The sequence below is a fragment of the Ideonella sp. A 288 genome (assembly GCF_002198735.1).
Taxonomy (GTDB): Bacteria; Pseudomonadota; Gammaproteobacteria; order Burkholderiales; family Burkholderiaceae_C; genus Pseudaquabacterium.
The window spans coordinates 16,444-34,946 of sequence record NZ_MWLO01000143.1; the positions used below are offsets into that span (position 1 = coordinate 16,444).

Genomic DNA, 18,503 nt, shown 5'->3' on the forward strand with positions numbered 1-18,503 from the left:
GCTCAGGCCACGGGGGCGCCGGGGCCGAGCAGCGCGGCCAGGTCGGTCGGCACGGGTTCGGCCGGTGCGAAGCACAGGCCCGCCTCCAGTTCCGACAGGTGGCGCAGCATCAGCGCCTCGGCCTCGTCGGCGGCGCCGCGGCGCATGGCCGCGAGCAGGCCGCGGTGGTCGTGGCAGTTGCAGGCGTCGACCCAGCGCGTGGCACGGCGGGGCGTGGGAGCAGCGCGGGCGGCCCGCACCGGCCGCGTCAGGGCGCCGTCGCCATAGGTCATCAGCACGAGCGAGGTGCGCGACACCAGTTCGCCCAGCAGCCGCTGCAGCGTGGCATGGCCGGCCAGTTGCGCCAGCCGCAGGTGGAACTCGCCCGACAGCCGCAGCGCCGCCGGGTGGCGGCCCTGGCGGCGGGCCTGTTCCTCGTCGGCGATCAGCGCGGCCAGCGCGTCCAGGTCGGTGGCGCTGGCGCGGGCGATGGCGCGGCGCAGCAGAGTGGGCTCGATCAAGCGGCGCACCTCGAACACCTCGTGCGCCTCGTCGACGCTGGGCTCGGCGATGCTGGCCCCGCGGTGCGGCGACAGCGTGACCACCTGCGACTGCGCCAGCCGGATCAGCACCTGGCGGATGCGCGTGCGCGACACGCCGTAGACCTGGCCCAGCTTGTCCTCGACCAGCTTGGTGCCGGGCGGCAGCCGGTGGTCCATCACCGCGGCGACGAGCTGGTCGTGGATGTCGGCGTCGGTGCAGGCGGCCGGCGTCGGCACTGTTGCGAGGGACGCCTTCATCGCACCGCCCGCCGCCGCCGCAGGGCCGCCGCCACGCCGAAGGCCACGCCCACCACGGCCAGCGACACGGCGGTGGTCACCGTGCCCAGCGCGTAGATGGCCGGCGTGGTGACGGTGGTGGTCAGGCCCTGCAGTTCGAGCGGCAGGGTGTTGAGGTCGCCGATGGCTTGCGACGAGCGCGCGATCTCGTCCCAGCTGAGCGTGAAGCCGAACATGCCGATGCCCACCACCGACGGCCCGATCAGCGGCAGCACGACATGCCGGAAGGCCTGCCAGGGCGTGGCGCCGAGGTCGCGTGCGGCCTCTTCGTAGGCCGGGTTGAAACGGTTGAACACCGCAAACATGATCAGCAGGCCGAAGGGCAGCGTCCAGGTCAGGTGCGCGCCCAGGCCCGAGGTGTACAGGCCCAGAGAGGTGGTGTAGGTCTCCAGCACGCCGGTGGCGCCGACGGCGTCGAGCAGCCACTTCAGCGCGCCGTCGAGCAGGCGGAACTGCAGGCCGATGCCCAGCGAGACGATGATCGACGGCATGATCAGGCTGGCCACGGTGACGTAGAACAGCCCCTGCGCACCAGCCAGCGGCTTGCGGAAGGCCAGCCCCGCGCCCAGCGACAGCAGCACGGTCAGCGCCATCACCACCGTGCCCAGCGCCAGCGAGCGGCGCAGCGCCGCACCGATGTCGACCACGCCCAGGCCCTGCCACAGCGACTGGTACCAGTGCGTGGACCAGCCGCGCATCGGGAAGGTGAGACCGCCCTCGGGCCCCTGGAAGCTGAGCACGAAGATCGTCACCACCGGCCCGTACAGGAACACCACGAACAGGCCGAACACCGCGGCCAGCGGCCAGAAACCCTTGGAGCGGCGATCGCCCGACATGCTCACAGTTCCTTGCGCAGGTCGACCAGCCGGTTGAGCGCGACGATGATCATCAGCACCACCGCCAGCAGCACCACCGCATTGGCGGCGGCGAGCGGGAACTGCAGGTACGAGGTCTGCACCTGGATCACCTTGCCCACCGAGGCGATCTGCTGCCCGCCCATCACGCCGACGGTGACGAAGTCGCCCATCACGATCGTCAGCACGAAGATCGAGCCGATCAGGATGCCGGTGCGCGACAGCGGCACCACCACGTTCCACAGCGTCTGCCAGCCGCTGGCGCCGCAGTCGTCGGCGGCCTCGAGCAGCGAGCGGTCGATGCGCATCATCGAGTTGAAGATCGGCACCAGCATGAACATGGTGTACAGGTGCACGAAGGCCAGCACCACCGAGAACTGCGAGAACAGCAGCCACTCCACCGGCTCCTGCACCCAGCCCATGCCGACCAGCGCCTGGTTGACCAGGCCATGGCGGCCCAGCAGCGGCACCCACGAGATCATGCGGATGACGTTGGACGTCCAGAACGGGATGGTGCAGACGATGAACAGCAGCGTCTGCATGCCCGGCGTGCGCACATGGAAGGCCAGGAAGTAGGCCACCGCGAACCCCAGCACCAGCGTCACCGCCCAGGTGAGCAGGCTGAAGGTGAGCGTGGACGCGTAGGTCTTCAGCGTGACGCAGGGCTCGGCCAGGTTGCCGCAGCCGTCGAAGATCGACACGTAGTTTTGCAGCGTGAAGCCCGGCACCAGCTCGTAGTCGCTGGTCGGCCAGAAGCTCACCGCGCCCACCAGCAGCAGCGGCAGCACGAAGAACAGCGCGAACACGGCCGCGAACGGCCCGGCTTGCAGCCAGGCCGGCGGACCATTGTTCAGCGCATGCTCAGTCTTCATGGCCTAACCGAAGCGACGCGGCGTGGCGAGATGCCGTCGCGAGCGGCCCGAGATTGCGACGAGAAGCGCAGCCGTACACCCGTACGGCGAGCATCGCAGTTGCGATATCGGGTCGCGCAGCAGGCAGATCGTCATGCCGCGACAAACTCATTCCACTTCTGGACCATGTAGGTGTTCTCGTCCATCAGCGCGTTCCAGCAGGCGATGCCGCCCATGCGCTGTTCGTACGAACCCCCGTCACGCACGCCGCCGGCCTTGTGCAGCAGGTCGCCGTTGGGGCTCTTGATGTCCTTCTCGGCGGCCTTGCCTTCCATCCAGTAGGCCCACTCGTAGGGCTCCATCTTGGCCTTGGCGGTCTCGAGCACGGCGCTGTAGTAGCCCTGGCGGTTGAGGTAGGCGCCGGCCCAGCCGTCGAGGAACCAGTTGATGAATTCGTAGGCGCCATCGAGCTTGCGGCCGCTCAACGTGGCCGGCAGGCCGAAGCCGGCGGCCCAGGCGCGGTAGCCCTCCTTCAGCGGCTGGAAGGTGCAGGCGATGCCCTTGGAGCGCACCGCGGTGACGGCCGGCGACCACATCGACTGGATCACCACCTCGCCCGAGGCCATCAGGTTGACGCTCTCGTTGAAGTCCTTCCACAGGCTGCGGAACTGACCGGCCTTCTTGGCCTCGATCAGCGTCTTGATGGTGAGGTCGATCTCCTTCTTGGTCATGTTCCCCTTGTCGGGGTACTTGTACAGGCCCATGGCCTCGACCACCATCGCCGCGTCCATGATGCCGATGGACGGGATGTTGAGGATCGCCGTCTTGCCCTTGAACTCGGGGTTGAGCAGTTCCTTCCAGCTCTCGATCGGGCGCTTGATCAGGTCGGGGCGGATGCCCAGCGTGTCGGCGTTGTAGACCGTGGGGATCAGGCTCATGAACTGCGTCGGCGACTTGGCGAAGACCTTGCTCTTCTCGCCCTCGAGGAAGATCACCTTCTTCGGCGCGGTGCCCTGGTCGCCCACCGCCTTGCCGCCGACCAGGCCGGTGGTGAACAGCGGGGTGATCTTGTCGGCGTTCTTGATCTTCTTGACGTCGATGCCCTTCAGGTTGCCGGTGGGCACGATCTTCTTCAGCGAGAAGTACTCGGTGTCGATCAGGTCGAAGCTGTTGGGCGAGGTGACGGCGCGCTTGGTCACCTCGTCGGTGTTGACCGCCACGTACTGGATCGTGATGCCGGTGTCGGCCTTGAACTTCTCGGCGATGGCCTTGTCCTGGTTCACCGCGGTGCCCAGGTAGCGCAGGGTGATCTTCTCCTGCGCATGCACGGCCGGGAACAGGCCGGTGGCCAGGATGCCGGCCGTGCCCTTGAGCAGGGTGCGGCGCTGGCCGTCGGCGGCAAGAAGTGCCTTGGGGTCCTTGGGGTCGGTCATGGGTGCTCTCTCCTTGGTGTGATGGGCGGGGACAGGACGGGGGCAGCGCCAGGGCGAAGCGGCGGGCGCGGGTGGTTCGTTCAGGCGGCCAGCAGGTGGCCTTCGGCTGCGTCCCAATGGGCGCAGGCGCTGTCGCCGGGCTGCCATGGCGCGGCGTCGAACTCGGCCTCGGACAGCACGACGTTGAACTCGGGCACGCGCGCGCTGGCCAGCGTGAGCAGCACGTAGGTGCCCTGGTACTCGACGCCGCGCACGGTGGCCGCCAGCGCGGTGTCGCCCTCGGGCAGCGGCGTGCGCGACAGGCGCGTGCGGTCGGCGCGCACGGCCACCAGGCCGCGCCCGGCGGGGATGACGTTGTGGCCGCCGATGAAGCGCGCCACGAACTCGCTGCGCGGCGCGTTGAACAGCGCATGCGGCGAGGCGTTCTGCTCGATGCGGCCGTGGTTCATCACCACCACCTGGTCGGCCAGCGCCATGGCCTCTTCCTGCGAGTGGGTGACGTGCACGAAGGTCATGCCCAGGCTGGTCTGCCAGGCCTTCAGCTCGGCTCGCATCTTGATGCGCAGGAAGGGATCGAGCGCCGACAGCGGCTCGTCGAGCAGCAGCACCTTGGGCTCGGTGACCAGCGCGCGCGCCAGCGCCACGCGCTGCTGCTGGCCGCCCGACAGCTCGCCCGGCTTGCGCGCGGCCAGCGCGCCCAGCGACACGCGCTCCAGCAGTTCGGCCGCCTTGGCCTGCCGCGGGGCCTTGGCCACGCCGCGCATCTTCAGGCTGAAGGCCACGTTGTCCAGCGCCGACAGGTGGGGGAACAGCGCGTAGCTCTGGAACATCATCGCCGTGCCGCGGCCGGCCGCCGGCAGCTCGGTGATGTTGCGCGCGCCGAGCAGGATGTCGCCCTCGGTGGCGATCTCGTGGCCAGCAATCATGCGCAGCGTGGACGTCTTGCCGCAGCCCGACGGGCCCAGCAGGCAGCAGTAGCTGCCCGCCGCGATGGTCAGGTCGATGCCGTCGACGGCGGTGGTCTGGCCATAGCGCTTGACCAGGTGCACCAGCTCGAGCCGGGAGTCGTTCATGCGTTGCCCTGCATGGGCGACGGCATTTGCAATCGATGTGCCAGCCGCCCAGGCCCCGCCATGCACTGCACTGGGGCGGATTGCATACAAAGCGGCCGCCAAGCCGCATGCAATCGGTGCGCGACGCCCGGCCTGCGCACCGCCGCGCGGCCGATCTGGGAAAATCGGGCCATGAACCCGACCGACATCCCTGCGTACATGGCCCATGTGGGCGTGGCCGCCCGCGCCGCGTCCACCGCCATGGCCGCCGCCGGCACCGCGGCCAAGAACGCCGCACTGCGCGGCCTGGCGCAGCGCCTGCGCGCCGCCTCGGCCGACCTGCAGGGCGCCAACGCCCGCGACCTGGACGCCGCGCGCGCCGCCGGCCTGGCCGAGCCGATGGTCGACCGCCTGAAGCTCGGGCCGGCCGTCATCGACACCGTGGCCGAAGGCTGCGAGCAGATCGCCGCGATGCCCGACCCCATCGGCGAGATCACCGGCGTCAAGCGCCGCCCGTCGGGCATCAGCGTGGGCCAGATGCGGGTGCCGCTGGGCGTGTTCGGCATGATCTACGAGAGCCGCCCCAACGTGACGATCGAGGCCGCCTCGCTGGCCATCAAGAGCGGCAACGCCGCCGTGCTGCGCGGCGGCTCGGAGGCCCTGCACAGCAACCTGGCGCTGTGGCGCCTGGTGCAGGCCGCGCTGGTCGACGCCGGCCTGCCAGCCGACGCGGTGCAGCTGGTCGAGACCACCGACCGCGCCGCCGTCGGCCGCCTGATCACCATGCCCGAGTACGTGGACGTGATCATCCCGCGCGGCGGCAAGGGCCTGATCGAGCGCATCAGCGCCGAGGCCCGGGTGCCGGTGATCAAGCACCTCGACGGCAACTGCCACGTCTACGTCGACGCCGAGGTCGACCTCGATCTGGCCGTGCGCGTCACCGACAACGCCAAGACGCAGAAGTACAGCCCCTGCAACGCCGCCGAATCGCTGCTGGTGCATGCGGCGCAGGCAGCCGCCTTCCTGCCACGCATCGGTGCGGTGTTCGCGGCCAAGGGTGTGGAAATGCGCTGTGACGCCGCCGCCCGCGCCGCCCTGGCCGCCGTGCCCAACGCCCGCCTGGCCGACGCCACCGAGGCCGACTGGGCCGAGGAGTACCTGGCGCCGATCATCAGCATCAAGGTGGTGGCCGGCGTGGACGAAGCCATCGCGCACATCAACCGCCATGGCTCGCACCACACCGACGCGATCCTCACCACCAATCACCCGAACGCGATGCGCTTCCTGCGCGAGGTCGATTCGGCCAGCGTGATGGTCAACGCCAGCACCCGCTTCGCCGACGGCTTCGAGTACGGCCTGGGCGCCGAGATCGGCATCTCCACCGACAAGTTCCACGCCCGCGGGCCGGTGGGGCTGGAGGGCCTGACGTCGATGAAGTGGGTGGTGCTGGGCCAGGGCGAGGTGCGCGGGTGACGCCACTCGCGACGGCCGCCACCGACCCGCGCACCGCCCTCGTCCTGTTCAGCGGCGGCCAGGATTCCACCGCCTGCCTGGCCTGGGCCCTGCAACGCTTCGCGCGGGTCGAGACGGTCGGCTTCGACTACGGCCAGCGCCACCGCATCGAGCTCGACTGCCGGCCGGTGGTGCGGGCCGCACTGGCCACTGCCTTTCCGAATTGGGCCTCGCGGCTGGGCGATGACCACCTGCTCGACCTGGCGCTGCTGGGCCAGCTCAGCGACACCGCGCTGACGCGCGAGCGGGCCATCGAGATGCAGGCGGGCGGCCTGCCCAACACCTTCGTGCCCGGGCGCAACCTGCTGTTCCTCAACGTGGCCGCAGTGCTGGCCACGCGGCGCGGCGCCAGCGTGCTGGTGGGCGGCATGTGCGAAACCGACTACTCCGGCTACCCCGACTGCCGCGACAACACGCTCAAGGCGATGCAGGTGGCGCTGTCGCTGGGCCTGGACGCGCCCATGACCATCGAAACCCCCCTGATGTGGCTGACCAAGGCGCAGACCTGGGCCCTGACGCATGCGCTGGGCGGCGAGCCGCTGTCCGCGCTGATCGCCGAGCACACCCACACCTGTTACCTGGGCGATCGCGGCCAACGCCACGCCTGGGGCCACGGCTGCGGCGAGTGCCCGGCCTGCCGACTGCGCGCCGAGGGCCACGCCGCCTGGGTGGCGGGGCGCCTTTCATGACCCATCTACCCTGGGGTTGGCTGGCCGCCGCGGCGGTGCTCGGCTTCTGGATGCTCGGCGCGTACAACCGCATCACCGCGTTGCGCGGCGCCATCGGCACGGCCTGGCAACAACTCGATGCGCTGATCCAGGCGCGCCAGCAGGCGCTGGGCGCGCTGCTCGACGCCGTGGAGCCCACGCTGGCCACCGAGCGCCCGGCGCTGGATGCGATGGTGGCCGCGCAGGTGCAGGTGGCCACCGCCGCCGAGGTGCTGCGCCGCCGCCCCGCCGCCGAAGAGCCGCCCGCCGTGCTGGCCAAGGCCGAGGCGGCCATCGGCGCGGCGCAGTCGCGGCTGCTGGCGCTGGTGGACCAGCATGCGCACCTGAAGGCCAACGAGACGGTGGCCACGCAGTTGCGCACGCTGGCCGACCTGGCACCGCGCGACCGTTTCGCGCGGCAGACCTTCAACGAGGCGGCGTCGGCCTACAACCTGGCGCTCGACCAGTTTCCGACGCGGCTGCTGGTGCGCGTGTTCGGCTTCCAGCGCGGCGGCACGCTGTAGTCGAGCGTTATCCGCGCTCGCCCATGATCGACGCGGTGGCCACCAGCTCGTCGAACAGCGACATCGAGATCTTGCCCGACACCGAGTGCGGATCGAGCACCGCGGTGGCCGAGTACTTCAGCAGCAAGGCCGGGTTCAATCGCCCCATGTTCACCTGGCCCATCGACCAGCCGGCGAAGCGGCGCTCGCCGATCTCCTCGTAGCTGAGCAGCACCACGTCGGTGTGCCGCTTGTCGGCGGCGATGCGGTTGTACAGGTGGCTCACCGCCGCACGGCCGCCCTCGAGCGCCTGGATGAACACGCCGCCCGAAAAGCACAGCAGGCCGGTGATGCCGACGGCCGGGTTGTTCTGCTTGCTCTGCCGCAGGATCGCGACCAGTTCGTCCTGGCCGACGTCGGCGGCGGCACGGCTGGCGTACATCAATCGGACCAACATCATGTTCATGGCTCCAGCGGTCAGGGGTGGGTCTTCTTGGACAGCAGCGACAGGAACTCGCGCCGCAGGTTGGGGTCTTTCAGGAAGGCCCCGCGCATCACGCTGTTGGTCATCGCGGTGTCGTCGTCCTTCACGCCGCGCCAGTGCATGCAGAAGTGGTCGGCTTCCATCACGATGGCCAGGCCGTCGGGCTTGACGCGCTCCTGCAGCGCGTCGGCCAGCATCACCACCGCCTCTTCCTGGATCTGCGGGCGCGTCATCACCCAGTCGCACACGCGGGCGTACTTGCTCAAACCGATCAGGTTGGAATGCTCGTTGGGCAGGATGCCGATCCACACCCGGCCCAGGATGGGGCACAGGTGGTGCGAGCAGGCGCTGCGCACGGTGATCGGGCCGACGATCATCAGCTCGTTCAGGCGCGAGAAGTTGGGGAACTCGGTGACCGAGGGCATCGGCACGTAGCGGCCGCGGAACACCTCTTCGATGAACATCTTGGCCACGCGCTTGGCCGTCTCGTGGGTGTTGTGGTCGCTCACCGTGTCGATGACCAGCGACTCGAGCACGCCCTGCATCTTGGCGGCCACCTCGGCACGCAGCTCCTCGAGTTCGCCCTCGCGGATGTGCTCGGCGATGTTGTCGTTGGCGTGGTAGCGGCAATCGGCGCCGACCAGGCGGTAGCGGATGCGTTCGGACGCTGGCAGGGCAGCCAGTTCGTCTTCGCTGCGGAAGATGGACATGGGGTTCGTGCCCGGCCGACTGGAGCCCGCCGGGGTGGTTGAGCGGCAACCGGCCCATTGTGCAGCGGGGCCCCGGCCCGTGCCTGCCTCGTGCCCATGCACTGGCGCGGCATGGGGTCGGCATGGGGCCGGCAGGTGGCCGCAGCAGCGCCAACCCACCGGATAGACTGCCCCGATGACCCTGCCATCGCCACCGCTGGCGCGCCTGCTCGACCAGACCGCCGACGCGGTGGCCGCGGTGCACGCCGGCCGATCGCTGACCGAGTTGCTGGCCCGCTGCCCGCCCGATCTGCGTGCCGGCACGCAGGCGCTGGCCTTCCACGTGCTGCGCTGGTGGGGCGGCGCACAGGCGGTGCGCGCGCTGGTGGCGCCCAAGCCGCCGCCGCCGCGGGTGGACGCGCTGCTGGTCAGCGCCCTGGCGCTGGCCTGGCCCGGCAGCGACCCGCCGTATGCCGAGCACACCCTTGTCGACCAGGCCGTGGCGGCGGCGCGCCACCGCACGCCGGCGGCGGCCAACTTCATCAACGCGGTGCTGCGGCGCTTCCTGCGCGAGCGCGACGCGCTGGTGGCCGCCGCCAGCCGCCAGCCCGAGGCCGCCTACCAGCACCCGGCCTGGTGGATCGAGCGCGTGCGCCGCGACTGGCCCACGCAGTGGACGGCCCTGCTGCAGGCGGCCAACCAGCACCCGCCGATGGTCTTGCGCGTCAACGCCCGCCGCGGCACGGCCGATGCCTACGTGCAGCGCCTGGCCGCGGCCGGTCGCCCGGCGCGGGTGGTCGGCGCACACGCGGTGTGGCTGGAGCGGCCCTGCCCGGTGACCGAACTGCCGGGCTTCGCCGAGGGCGACGTCTCGGTGCAGGACCTGGCCGCCCAGCGCGCCGCACCGCTGCTGCTGGGCGACGGCCTGCCGCCCGGCGCCCATGTGCTGGACGCCTGCGCCGCGCCCGGCGGCAAGACCGCCCACCTGCTGGAACTGGCCGAGCTCGACCTGCTGGCGCTGGACAGCGACGGCCAGCGCCTGGTGCGGGTGCAGGACACGCTGACCCGCCTGCACCTGCAGGCCCGTTTGCAGGCGGCCGACGCCAGCCAACCGTCGCGCTGGTGGGACGGCCGGCCCTTCGACGCCATCCTGCTGGACGCGCCCTGCTCGGCCTCGGGCATCGTGCGCCGCCACCCCGACGTGCGCTGGCTGCGCCGGCCCGACGACATCGCCGCGCTGGCCCGCCAGCAGGCCGCGCTGCTCGATGCGCTGTGGCCGCTGCTGGCCCCCGGCGGGCGGCTGGTGTACGCCACCTGCTCGATCTTCCGCGCCGAGGGCCAGGACCAGATCGACGCTTTTTTGCAACGCCATGCCGCCGACAAGCCCCGGCTCGACCCCACGTCGCCGGGTCACCTGCCGGGCCTGCCGGACAATCCACCAGCCGCCTCCCAAGCGCCCCAGGCCACCGGGGACGGCTTCTTCTACGCCCTGCTCCGCAAGCCCGAGCACCTGTAAAAACCGAGTCCGACGTGTCCCGATGCGCCGTTCCCTCCCGCACCTGTCGCTGCTGTTGCTGCGCGCCGCTGCCCGATGCCTGTCGGTGCTGGTGCTGCTCGGCGCTGCCTTCGGCGCGCGCGCGCAGGGCGTCGAGCTCACCAGCCTGCACGCGCAGCGGCTGGACGGCGCGCTGACGCTCGAGTACCACGCCCGCCTCACGCTCACGCCGGCCATCGAAGACGCCCTGCAGCGCGGCGTGCCGCTGTACTTCGTCGCCCAGGCCGCCGTCTACCGCAACCGCTGGTACTGGCGCGACGAGCGCCTGGCCCGCGTCACCCGCAACTGGCGGCTGTCGTACCAGCCGCTCACCTCGAGCTGGCGCGTCAGCCTGGGTGGGCTGTCGCAGAACTTCGGCGCACTGCCAGAGGCCATGGCCCAGCTCACCCGTGTCAGCGGCTGGCGCCTGGTCGAGGCCGACCGGCTGGAGCCCGGCGAGCGCTACTACGTCGAGTTCAGCTTCCAGATCGACCGCAACCAGCTGCCCCAGCCGATGCAGATCGACATCGGCTCCGACTGGAAGCTCGGCATCGAACGCACGCTGCGACTGTCCGACCTGGCTCCATGACCAAGTCCACGCGCTGGGCGCTGCTGGTGGCGATGGTGGCCGTGGTGGGCACCTCGCTGGTGCTGGTGTACCTGCTGTCGCTCAGCACCGCCGGCCAGCTGCTCGAGCGGCACTTCGTCTGGCTGTACTGGGTGAACGTGGCGGTGGCCGCGATGCTGCTGCTGACCATCGGCCTGGCCGCGCTGCGGCTGGTGGTGCGCTGGCGGCGCGGCAAGTTCGGCAGCCGGCTGCTGGCGAAGCTCGCAGGCATCTTCGCGTTGGTGGGCGTGATCCCGGGCGTGCTGATCTACACCGTGAGCTACCAGTTCGTGGCCCGCAGCATCGACACCTGGTTCGACCAGCAGGTGGCCGGCGCGCTGGACGCCGGCCTGGCCCTGGGCCGCGGCACGCTCGATGCGATGGCCGCCGACCTGTCGGCCAAGGCCCGCGGCTCGGCCGACCGGCTGGCCGAGCAACGCACCGTCGTCGGCCCGCTGGCGCTCGAGCGCGTGCGCGAGCAACTGGCCGTGCGCGACGTGGTGCTGGTCGGCCCCTCGGGCCAGATCCTGGCGATGGCCGGCGGCAGTGCGTCGGCCATGGTGCCCGAGCGGCCGTCGCCCGCGCTGTTGCGCCAGGCCCGCGCCGGGCGCAGCGCCAGCCAGCTCGAAGGCTTCGACGACGAGGCCAAGCCCGGCGCCAAGCCGCACGCGCTGGTGCGCGCGCTGGCGCTGATCCCCAACAACGACATCAGCCTGGCCTCGGCCGAAGACCGCTTCCTGATGGTGGTGCAGCCGGTGCCCGCACCGGTGGTGGCCAATGCGCTGGCCGTGCAGGGCGCCTACCGCGAGTACCAGCAGCGGGCCATCGCCCGCGACGGCCTGCGCCGCATGTACATCGGCACGCTGACACTGGCCGGCGTGCTGGCCATCTTCGGCGCGGTGCTGCTGGCGGTGATGCTGGGCAACCAGATCGTGCGCCCGATGATCCTGCTGGCCGACGGCGTGCGCCAGGTGGCCGCCGGCGACCTCACCGCGCGGCCGGTGTTCGCGTCGCGCGACGAACTGGGCGGCCTCACCCGGTCGTTCGCCGACATGACCGAGCAGTTGTCGGACGCGCGCGAACAGGTGCAGCGCGGCGTGGCCCAGCTCGAAGGCGCGCGCACCCGGCTGCAGACCATCCTGGACAGCCTGACCGCCGGCGTCATCGTGTTCGACCGCCATGGCAGCATCGACACCGTGAACCCCGGCGCCACCCGCATCCTGCGCCAGCCGCTGTCGGCCTACCGCGGCCGCAAGCTCGATGAGGTGCCCGGCATGGCCGAGTTCGCCCAGCGTATCTGGCAGCGCAGCGAGCTGCACCGCACCAGCCCCGAGGCCGGCGAGCGCGACCACTGGCAGGATGCCTTCGAGCTGCCGCTGGGCGGCCAGGCCAGCGTCAACCTGCTGCTGCGCGGCGCGCAACTGCCCGGCGATGCGCGGCTGCTGGTGTTCGACGACATCACCGAGGTGGTGTCGGCCCAGCGCTCGGTGGCCTGGGCCGAGGTGGCGCGCCGCCTGGCCCACGAGATCAAGAACCCGCTCACGCCCATCCAGCTGTCGGCCGAGCGCATGGAGCACAAGCTCGAGGCCAAGCTGGAAGGCACCGACCAGGCCATGCTCAAGCGCTCGGTGGCCACCATCGTGGCCCAGGTGCAGGCGATGAAGCAGCTGGTGGACGAGTTCCGCGACTACGCCCGCCTGCCCGCCGCCCGGCTGGAGCCGCTGGACCTGAACACCCTGGTGCAGGACGTGATGGCGCTGTACGCCGCCGCCCACGAGCAGGGCCGCATCGAACTGCGGCTGCAGGCCGCCCTGCCGGCCATCGAGGGCGACGCCAGCCAGTTGCGCCAGGTGGTGCACAACCTGGTGCAGAACGGGCTGGACGCGGTGGCCGACCGGCCCGACGGCCTGGTGCGCGTGGCCACCGAATCGGCGCGCAGCGAGACCGGCGAGCTGCGCGCCGTGCGCCTGAAGGTCAGCGACAATGGCCCGGGGTTCAGCGACAAGGTGCTCAAGCGCGCCTTCGAGCCCTACATCACCACCAAGACCAAAGGCACGGGACTGGGGCTCGCAGTGGTCAAGAAAATCGCCGAAGAACATGGCGCCCGCGTGCGCATCGCGAACCTGCAAGCCGACGCAGCGACCGAGTCCCCGGTGACCGGTGCGCAGGTTTCGTTATCATTTTCGCGTTTCGCCGCGGCCGCGCCTTCCGGCCCCGCGCCTGGACCCCAGGGCGAGCCCGCCGCGCAGCGGACCTGAGAGACGCATGGCAACGATACTTGTCGTAGACGACGAACTGGGCATTCGAGGCCTGCTGTCGGAGATCCTGTCCGACGAAGGGCACACCGTCGAGCTGGCCGAAAACGCCGCCGAGGCACGCGCCGTGCGCGAGCGCCTGCGGCCCGACCTGGTGCTGCTGGACATCTGGATGCCCGACGTCGACGGCATCACGCTGCTCAAGGAATGGGGCGCGGCCAGCATGCTCAACATGCCCATCATCATGATGAGCGGGCACGGCACCATCGACACCGCGGTGGAGGCCACCAAGTACGGCGCCACCGCCTTCCTCGAGAAGCCCATCACGCTGCAAAAACTGCTGCGCGCCGTGGAGCAGGCGCTGGTGAAGCCGGTGCCGCGCACCAGCGTCGGCGCCCCGCTGCCCGCGGGCTACCGCGGCGAACTGGTCGGCGGCAACGGCTCGCTCGACGGCCTGGTGACCACCGGCCAGGCCAGCCCGCCGATGCCCGCGGTGCCGCAGGGCCCGCTGTCGCAGCAGACCTTCGACCTCGACCGCCCGCTGCGCGAGGCCCGCGACGCCTTCGAGAAGAGCTACTTCGAGTTCCACCTGGCCAAGGAAAACGGCTCGATGACCCGCGTGGCCGAGAAGACCGGCCTGGAGCGCACGCACCTGTACCGCAAGCTCAAGCAGCTGGGCGTCGACCTCAGCCGCAACAAGCGCGGCGGGCCGCTCTGAAAAGCTGTCTATAATCGCCGGCTCTACACGGCCTGGTAGCTCAGTTGGTAGAGCAGCGGATTGAAAATCCGCGTGTCGGTGGTTCGATTCCGCCCCAGGCCACCAAGACCTTCGTTTCAGGACTTCCCAGCAGGTCCCGGAACATCCAAAAAGCCCCAAGAATCAAGCACTTGGGGCTTTTTCATGTCCACGACGGTCTCGTGGAATCTCGTCCGGTTCCGGCGTGATGGAGTAAAGACAGGTGTAACGGTGTCGTAGGCGGCCCGAGAACGCCGTTTTACTCCATGCCACGCAATCTGATCTCCTCCGAGGCCACCATCCGGGCGGTGAAGCAGGACGACCCGCGCAAGCGGCTGGTCGACGGCGACGGCGACGGCCTGGTTTTGCACCTGTTCGCCAAGAGCGGGATGCACAGCTGACGCCTGGACTACCGATTCCAGGGCAAGCGCAACACGCTCACGCTGGGCACCTTCCCGGACACCTCGCTCGCCCTGGCGCGCCGCAAGGCCGAGGCGGCCCGACAACTGCTGGCCGAAGGCTTTGCCCCAACCAGCAGCGCAAGGCCGAGCGCGAGATGTGGGCGGTGGAGCGCGTGGCCGAGGAGCGCCAGGCGCAGGGCCTTCCCGCAGTCGGCACGTTTGAAGCGGTGGCCCGCGAGTGGTTCGCCGTGCGGCGCGACGGCTGGTCCAAAAGCTACGGCGACAAGGTCATTGCGCGGCTGGAAACGGATGTCTTCCCGTACATCGGCCGGGTCCCGTGCGCCGACATCACCGGCCCCCAACTGCTGGAGGTGATGCGGCGCGTCGAGTCGCGCGGCGTCATCGAGACGGCCCACCGAGCGCTGCAGGACTCCGGCCAGGTTTTCGGCTACGCCGTGGCCACGGGCCACGCCAAGTTCAACCCGGCCCGCGAACTCAAGGACGCCCTGCGGCAGCCCACGCCGAAGCACCTTCCGGCCATCGTCGAGCCCAAGCGCCTGGACGAGCTGCTGCGGGCGATGTACGACTACGCGGCCACGCCGGTGGTCCGGGCGGCGCTGAAGCTGGCGCCGATGCTGCTGCTGCGCCCCGGCGAGCTGCGCTACGCCGAGTGGCCGGAGATCGACCTCGACGGGGCGCTGTGGTCGGTGCCCCCGCCGCCCGCATGAAGCGCGAGCTGCGGCAGAAGATGAGTGGCACGCCGCACCTGGTGCCGCTGCCGCGACAGGCCATTGCCGTGTTCCGCGAGCTGCAGGCCCTCACCGGCCAGGGCAAGCTGGTCTTCCGCGGCGAGCGCCACCACGACCGCGCGATGAGCGAGAACACGGTCAACGCGGCGCTGCGTGCGATGGGCTTCTCGGCCGACGAGGTCACCGGCCACGGCTTCCGCGCGACGGCGCGCACGATGCTGCACGAGCGGCTGGGCTACAGCCCGGATGTGATCGAGGCTCAGTTGGCGCACACCGTGCGCGACAGCCTGGGCCGGGCCTACAACAGGACGGAGTTCGTCGACCAGCGGCGCGAGATGCTGCAAACGTGGGCCGACTATCTCGATCAACTGCGCGACGGGAAAGACACCGTGCCGCGAAAGCCCGGGAAGCGTGCATAGCACCCCACCGCGACACAGGTTTCGCAACGTCCGCCGAAGATCGCCATCCGCCTGACGCGGGCTCAAACAGCGGTGACGTTGAACTGGTCACAAGGCGCGCCCACCTGCCCTCGTTCGAGCTTCTCGACCCGAAGCCTCCGCAGCCCGCTCCGCTCAAAGATCGCGCAGGCGAAGCCCTTGTTCATCTGGCGTGACACATGGCGGATGCCCTGCCATTGGGGGTCGGCATCGTGAATGGCTTGCGCCCACGCCTGGCTCACCGCGTAGTCGGCCGACGCACTGATGTCGTTGTTCAGGCCCAGGGCCTTCAGCGCCGCCCCCGTCAGGTCGGCCAGAACCAGTGTCTTGCGCCGATCGCACGCAAAGCGCACCACCGACCGCCCGGTGAGCTCGGCAGCGGGCACCTCGTGGGCGCCATCGACGAACCGGCCCGACTCGTGGATCACGCTCTCCGCAAAGGCGATCTCGATCGAGCCGGCGGTGTAGCAGGTCCCGAATTCGCCGACGCGACCGGGATCGGGGTCGTCGAATCGGCGGATCCCTGAAGACCAGAAGTGCTCCGTGGCCGGATACCGGCTCAGGCGCACCAGCGACCCACCTTCGATCCGGACAGGCCGAAGCAGGGTCTCGAACGTTCCGGCTTCAGGCAGCCGCAGCAACACGCGCGGCTCCTCGCTCGCGCGCCCAGGCCGCTGCCAACCGCTCCACCTTGGCCATCGCAACGCCGGCATCCAAGGCTGAGGTGACGGTCTTTCCGCCCAAGGCCCCGTGCTCGCGCAGCCAGAACATCAGCTTCTCGCTGGCACCGAGGTCGCCGAGAGCACGGCACACCGCGGCCACGGCCGCGCGATCGAGCCCCAGGAATGCGCGCGGGTAGTACAGCCGATTGCCGATCTTCACCGCGAAAACCTCGCCCCGGTCGGCTGCCGGTGCCAGCGCTTGGCGTGTGAGCCCCCAGGCCTGGGCGAGTTGTTGCCCGGGTACGACGAGGCCGTCCTTGATCCATTTCACCCGGGCCGCTTCACCCCGCGCGGTGGCCCCCGCCAGACCCCCCGAGGCAAGGGCCTGCGATGCGTTCGCGCTGGGCAACTTGGCAGGCGCCGCAGACGACCGAACGCCACGGGCCTTCGTGGGCGACAGTCCTTGGTGGGCGACCGCCGATCGAAGGCTGCCCAGGTCCTCGCTGAGCCGTCCCAGGGCAGCTTCGAGCTGCGCGATCCGGCGCAGGAGTACTGCAGTGTTGTCATGGGTGCGCATGCGGTGACCCTGGGCAAGTGCGGAAAATAGAGAAAACGGAGACATTGTAGAAAACGGCGACAGGCGCTTCGCATTGATGGGGGCGCAGCCGCCTGATGCAGCGGCCGGCGGGCGCTGAAGGTGCTGCCGCTTCTCAGGCGGCCGCGATCTGAACGCGCTGCCGGAGCGCGGCCCCCAAGCAGGCACTCGCGACCGATGGCCCCACCCCTCCGGCCGGGCGCCGGCAAATGGCTGACGGGCAGCCTGGTTCGTCGAACTCCGGCGCCCGCCCCGTTCATTCGGCCCGAGCCAGCCGGCACACCGGTCAGAGTTTGGACGTCACGCTCATCGGGTTGCTGCCGACGTGCGACTCATGCGTCACCTGGCCGCAATAGAGAGACGGAGCGGCCTTGCTGCCTCCCTGACTTCAAACTGTCCAGCGCCAGACAGATTTGCGGATTCTCCGCTCTTAGCATCCGATCGCATCGAGATGGCCGGGCATCGCATCGGCCGCCGTGCACCCATGCAACCCAGGAGACCACCGTGGCCCCGATTCGCACCCCCTTGCTGATTTCATCGCTCGCCCTGACCACCGCAGCCTGGGCGCAGACCTCGACCGTGCAGATCGAAGGCAACGTCGGGGTCGGCCTGACCTACAAGAACCACCAGACCGGCTCGAGCACGGTGAAGGAAGTCTCGCCCAACCTGCTGGTGGCGTCCTACGTCCGCTTCGGTGGCTCCGAAGACCTGGGCGGCGGCATGAAAGCCATCTTCCGGCTCGAAAGCAGTCTGAACATGGACACCGGCAACCCGGGCGGCAACGGCGCGGGTGGCAACAAGTTCTTCAACCGCCAGAGCTGGCTGGGGCTGGACATGGGCAGCGCCGGCACCATCACGCTGGGCCGGCAATTCCATGCCGCCACCGACCGCGCGATCCGCACGTTCGACGTCTACAACGTGGGGGGTACCAGCCTGCACAGCACCCCGTTGGCCCTGTTCGGCGTGAACCGCTACGCGGGCAACGACACCCGGGTCGACAACTCGATCAAGTACCGCTTCGGCAGGCCCGGCGTGATCGACTTCGCCGTCAGCTACGGCTTCGGCGAGGTCGCCGGAAGCAGCAGCCTGGGCCGCAGCCATTCGGCCGAGGTGTCGCAGACCACTGCCACGTACAGCATCGGCGCGAGTGTCGTCAGCTTCAATGCACCGGCCCTCGTGGCCACTACTGGATTCATGCCCAAGCACGACCTGGTGAGCATCGGCGGCAACGTCAAGCTCGGCGATTTCCGCCCCTACGTGGCGTACTACAAGAGCAAGCTCGACTCGACCACCGCTGGCCGGCTGACCCAGAAGAACGACATCCTCGATCTCGGACTGGCATGGACTGGCTACAGCCAGTTTCAGTTCAAGGGCAACTACATCGACGACAAGGGCACCAGCTTGAATGGCCTGGCCGGCCGCGACGGGCACAAGAAGACGCTGGTGCTGTCGGTCGAGTATTTCCTGTCGAAGCGCACCGCCCTCAATGCCGCGATGTTCAGCAACCGGTTCAGCGACGGCTACAAGCTCGAAGCCACCAACATCGCTGCCTTGTCGCGCGACCCGGCAGCGGCGTCCGTCTCTGGCTGGTCGGCAGGCATCGTCCACGCCTTCTGATCGGTCG

20 protein-coding genes and 1 tRNA gene are annotated in these 18,503 nt (G+C 69.9%); 12 read left to right on the plus strand and 9 right to left on the minus strand.

What is annotated here, in order from left to right; genetic code table 11:
- Positions 1-2: 2 nt before the first annotated feature.
- The 5 genes from EOINJALH_RS23290 to EOINJALH_RS23310 form a co-directional block, all read right to left on the minus strand.
- Positions 3-779: a GntR family transcriptional regulator gene (locus EOINJALH_RS23290; RefSeq protein WP_088284640.1), complete on the minus strand. Its 777-nt coding sequence runs from the start codon at positions 777-779 to the stop codon at positions 3-5.
- A complete protein-coding gene (locus EOINJALH_RS23295) occupies positions 776-1,654 on the minus strand; it encodes an ABC transporter permease (RefSeq protein WP_088284642.1) in 879 nt (292 codons plus the stop codon). The genes EOINJALH_RS23290 and EOINJALH_RS23295 overlap by 4 nt, the downstream gene beginning before the upstream one ends.
- A 2-nt stretch (positions 1,655-1,656) precedes the next feature.
- Positions 1,657-2,544 (minus strand): ABC transporter permease, encoded by an 888-nt coding sequence (locus EOINJALH_RS23300; RefSeq protein WP_088284644.1) that lies wholly within the window; start codon positions 2,542-2,544, stop codon positions 1,657-1,659.
- Between the two features lie 131 nt (positions 2,545-2,675).
- A complete protein-coding gene (locus EOINJALH_RS23305) occupies positions 2,676-3,956 on the minus strand; it encodes a PotD/PotF family extracellular solute-binding protein (protein ID WP_088284646.1) in 1,281 nt (426 codons plus the stop codon).
- 80 nt (positions 3,957-4,036) lie between these two features.
- Complete coding sequence (locus EOINJALH_RS23310; RefSeq protein ID WP_088284648.1) at positions 4,037-5,029, minus strand: ABC transporter ATP-binding protein; 993 nt, start codon at positions 5,027-5,029, stop codon at positions 4,037-4,039.
- A 171-nt stretch (positions 5,030-5,200) separates the two neighbouring features.
- On the opposite strand from EOINJALH_RS23310, the gene EOINJALH_RS23315 reads away from it, so the two are divergent.
- The 3 genes from EOINJALH_RS23315 to EOINJALH_RS23325 are packed head-to-tail and all read left to right on the plus strand — an operon-like array spanning position 5,201 to position 7,751.
- Positions 5,201-6,481: a glutamate-5-semialdehyde dehydrogenase gene (locus EOINJALH_RS23315; protein ID WP_088284650.1), complete on the plus strand. Its 1,281-nt coding sequence runs from the start codon at positions 5,201-5,203 to the stop codon at positions 6,479-6,481.
- Complete coding sequence (gene queC / locus EOINJALH_RS23320; protein ID WP_088284652.1) at positions 6,478-7,209, plus strand: 7-cyano-7-deazaguanine synthase QueC; 732 nt, start codon at positions 6,478-6,480, stop codon at positions 7,207-7,209. Before EOINJALH_RS23315 ends, queC begins: the two co-directional genes overlap by 4 nt.
- Positions 7,206-7,751: a LemA family protein gene (locus EOINJALH_RS23325; protein WP_088284654.1), complete on the plus strand. Its 546-nt coding sequence runs from the start codon at positions 7,206-7,208 to the stop codon at positions 7,749-7,751. Before queC ends, EOINJALH_RS23325 begins: the two co-directional genes overlap by 4 nt.
- 7 nt (positions 7,752-7,758) lie before the next feature.
- On the opposite strand, the gene EOINJALH_RS23330 is transcribed toward EOINJALH_RS23325, so the two are convergent.
- Positions 7,759-8,187 carry a BLUF domain-containing protein gene (locus tag EOINJALH_RS23330; protein WP_088284766.1) on the minus strand — a complete coding sequence of 143 codons (429 nt, stop codon included), beginning with the start codon at positions 8,185-8,187 and terminating at the stop codon, positions 7,759-7,761.
- 20 nt (positions 8,188-8,207) lie between these two features.
- Complete coding sequence (gene folE, locus EOINJALH_RS23335) at positions 8,208-8,924, minus strand: GTP cyclohydrolase I (RefSeq protein ID WP_088284656.1); 717 nt, start codon at positions 8,922-8,924, stop codon at positions 8,208-8,210.
- A 175-nt stretch (positions 8,925-9,099) separates the two neighbouring features.
- Here folE and rsmB point away from each other — a divergent pair, with 175 nt between their 5' ends.
- From rsmB to EOINJALH_RS32905, 8 genes are all read left to right on the plus strand, one after another.
- A complete protein-coding gene (gene rsmB, locus EOINJALH_RS23340) occupies positions 9,100-10,419 on the plus strand; it encodes a 16S rRNA (cytosine(967)-C(5))-methyltransferase RsmB (RefSeq protein WP_088284658.1) in 1,320 nt (439 codons plus the stop codon).
- A 22-nt stretch (positions 10,420-10,441) separates the two neighbouring features.
- Positions 10,442-11,026: a DUF4390 domain-containing protein gene (locus tag EOINJALH_RS23345; RefSeq protein WP_088284660.1), complete on the plus strand. Its 585-nt coding sequence runs from the start codon at positions 10,442-10,444 to the stop codon at positions 11,024-11,026.
- Positions 11,023-13,302 (plus strand): ATP-binding protein, encoded by a 2,280-nt coding sequence (locus EOINJALH_RS23350; RefSeq protein WP_088284662.1) that lies wholly within the window; start codon positions 11,023-11,025, stop codon positions 13,300-13,302. Before EOINJALH_RS23345 ends, EOINJALH_RS23350 begins: the two co-directional genes overlap by 4 nt.
- Positions 13,303-13,309: 7 nt before the next feature.
- Entirely contained in the window at positions 13,310-14,017 is a 708-nt protein-coding gene (locus tag EOINJALH_RS23355; RefSeq protein WP_088284664.1) for a response regulator, read from the plus strand.
- Positions 14,018-14,046: 29 nt separating this feature from the next.
- Positions 14,047-14,122 (plus strand) — tRNA-Phe (locus tag EOINJALH_RS23360).
- Positions 14,123-14,301: 179 nt separating this feature from the next.
- Entirely contained in the window at positions 14,302-14,436 is a 135-nt protein-coding gene (locus EOINJALH_RS33200) for a hypothetical protein (RefSeq protein WP_255407137.1), read from the plus strand.
- 155 nt (positions 14,437-14,591) lie between these two features.
- On the plus strand, positions 14,592-15,164 hold the full coding sequence (locus tag EOINJALH_RS32900; RefSeq protein ID WP_234414000.1) for a phage integrase central domain-containing protein: 573 nt from the start codon (positions 14,592-14,594) through the stop codon (positions 15,162-15,164).
- Complete coding sequence (locus tag EOINJALH_RS32905) at positions 15,161-15,604, plus strand: site-specific integrase (RefSeq protein ID WP_234414001.1); 444 nt, start codon at positions 15,161-15,163, stop codon at positions 15,602-15,604. Before EOINJALH_RS32900 ends, EOINJALH_RS32905 begins: the two co-directional genes overlap by 4 nt.
- Positions 15,605-15,666: 62 nt before the next feature.
- On the opposite strand, the gene EOINJALH_RS23370 is transcribed toward EOINJALH_RS32905, so the two are convergent.
- A complete protein-coding gene (locus tag EOINJALH_RS23370; protein WP_158219861.1) occupies positions 15,667-16,266 on the minus strand; it encodes an RES family NAD+ phosphorylase in 600 nt (199 codons plus the stop codon).
- Entirely contained in the window at positions 16,247-16,861 is a 615-nt protein-coding gene (locus EOINJALH_RS23375; RefSeq protein WP_088284668.1) for a hypothetical protein, read from the minus strand. The genes EOINJALH_RS23370 and EOINJALH_RS23375 overlap by 20 nt, the downstream gene beginning before the upstream one ends.
- Before the next feature lie 522 nt (positions 16,862-17,383).
- Here EOINJALH_RS23375 and EOINJALH_RS23380 point away from each other — a divergent pair.
- The gene (locus EOINJALH_RS23380) at positions 17,384-18,496 is read left to right on the plus strand and encodes a porin (protein WP_158219862.1); all 1,113 of its coding nucleotides are present in this window, start codon (positions 17,384-17,386) and stop codon (positions 18,494-18,496) included.
- Positions 18,497-18,503: the final 7 nt, after the last annotated feature.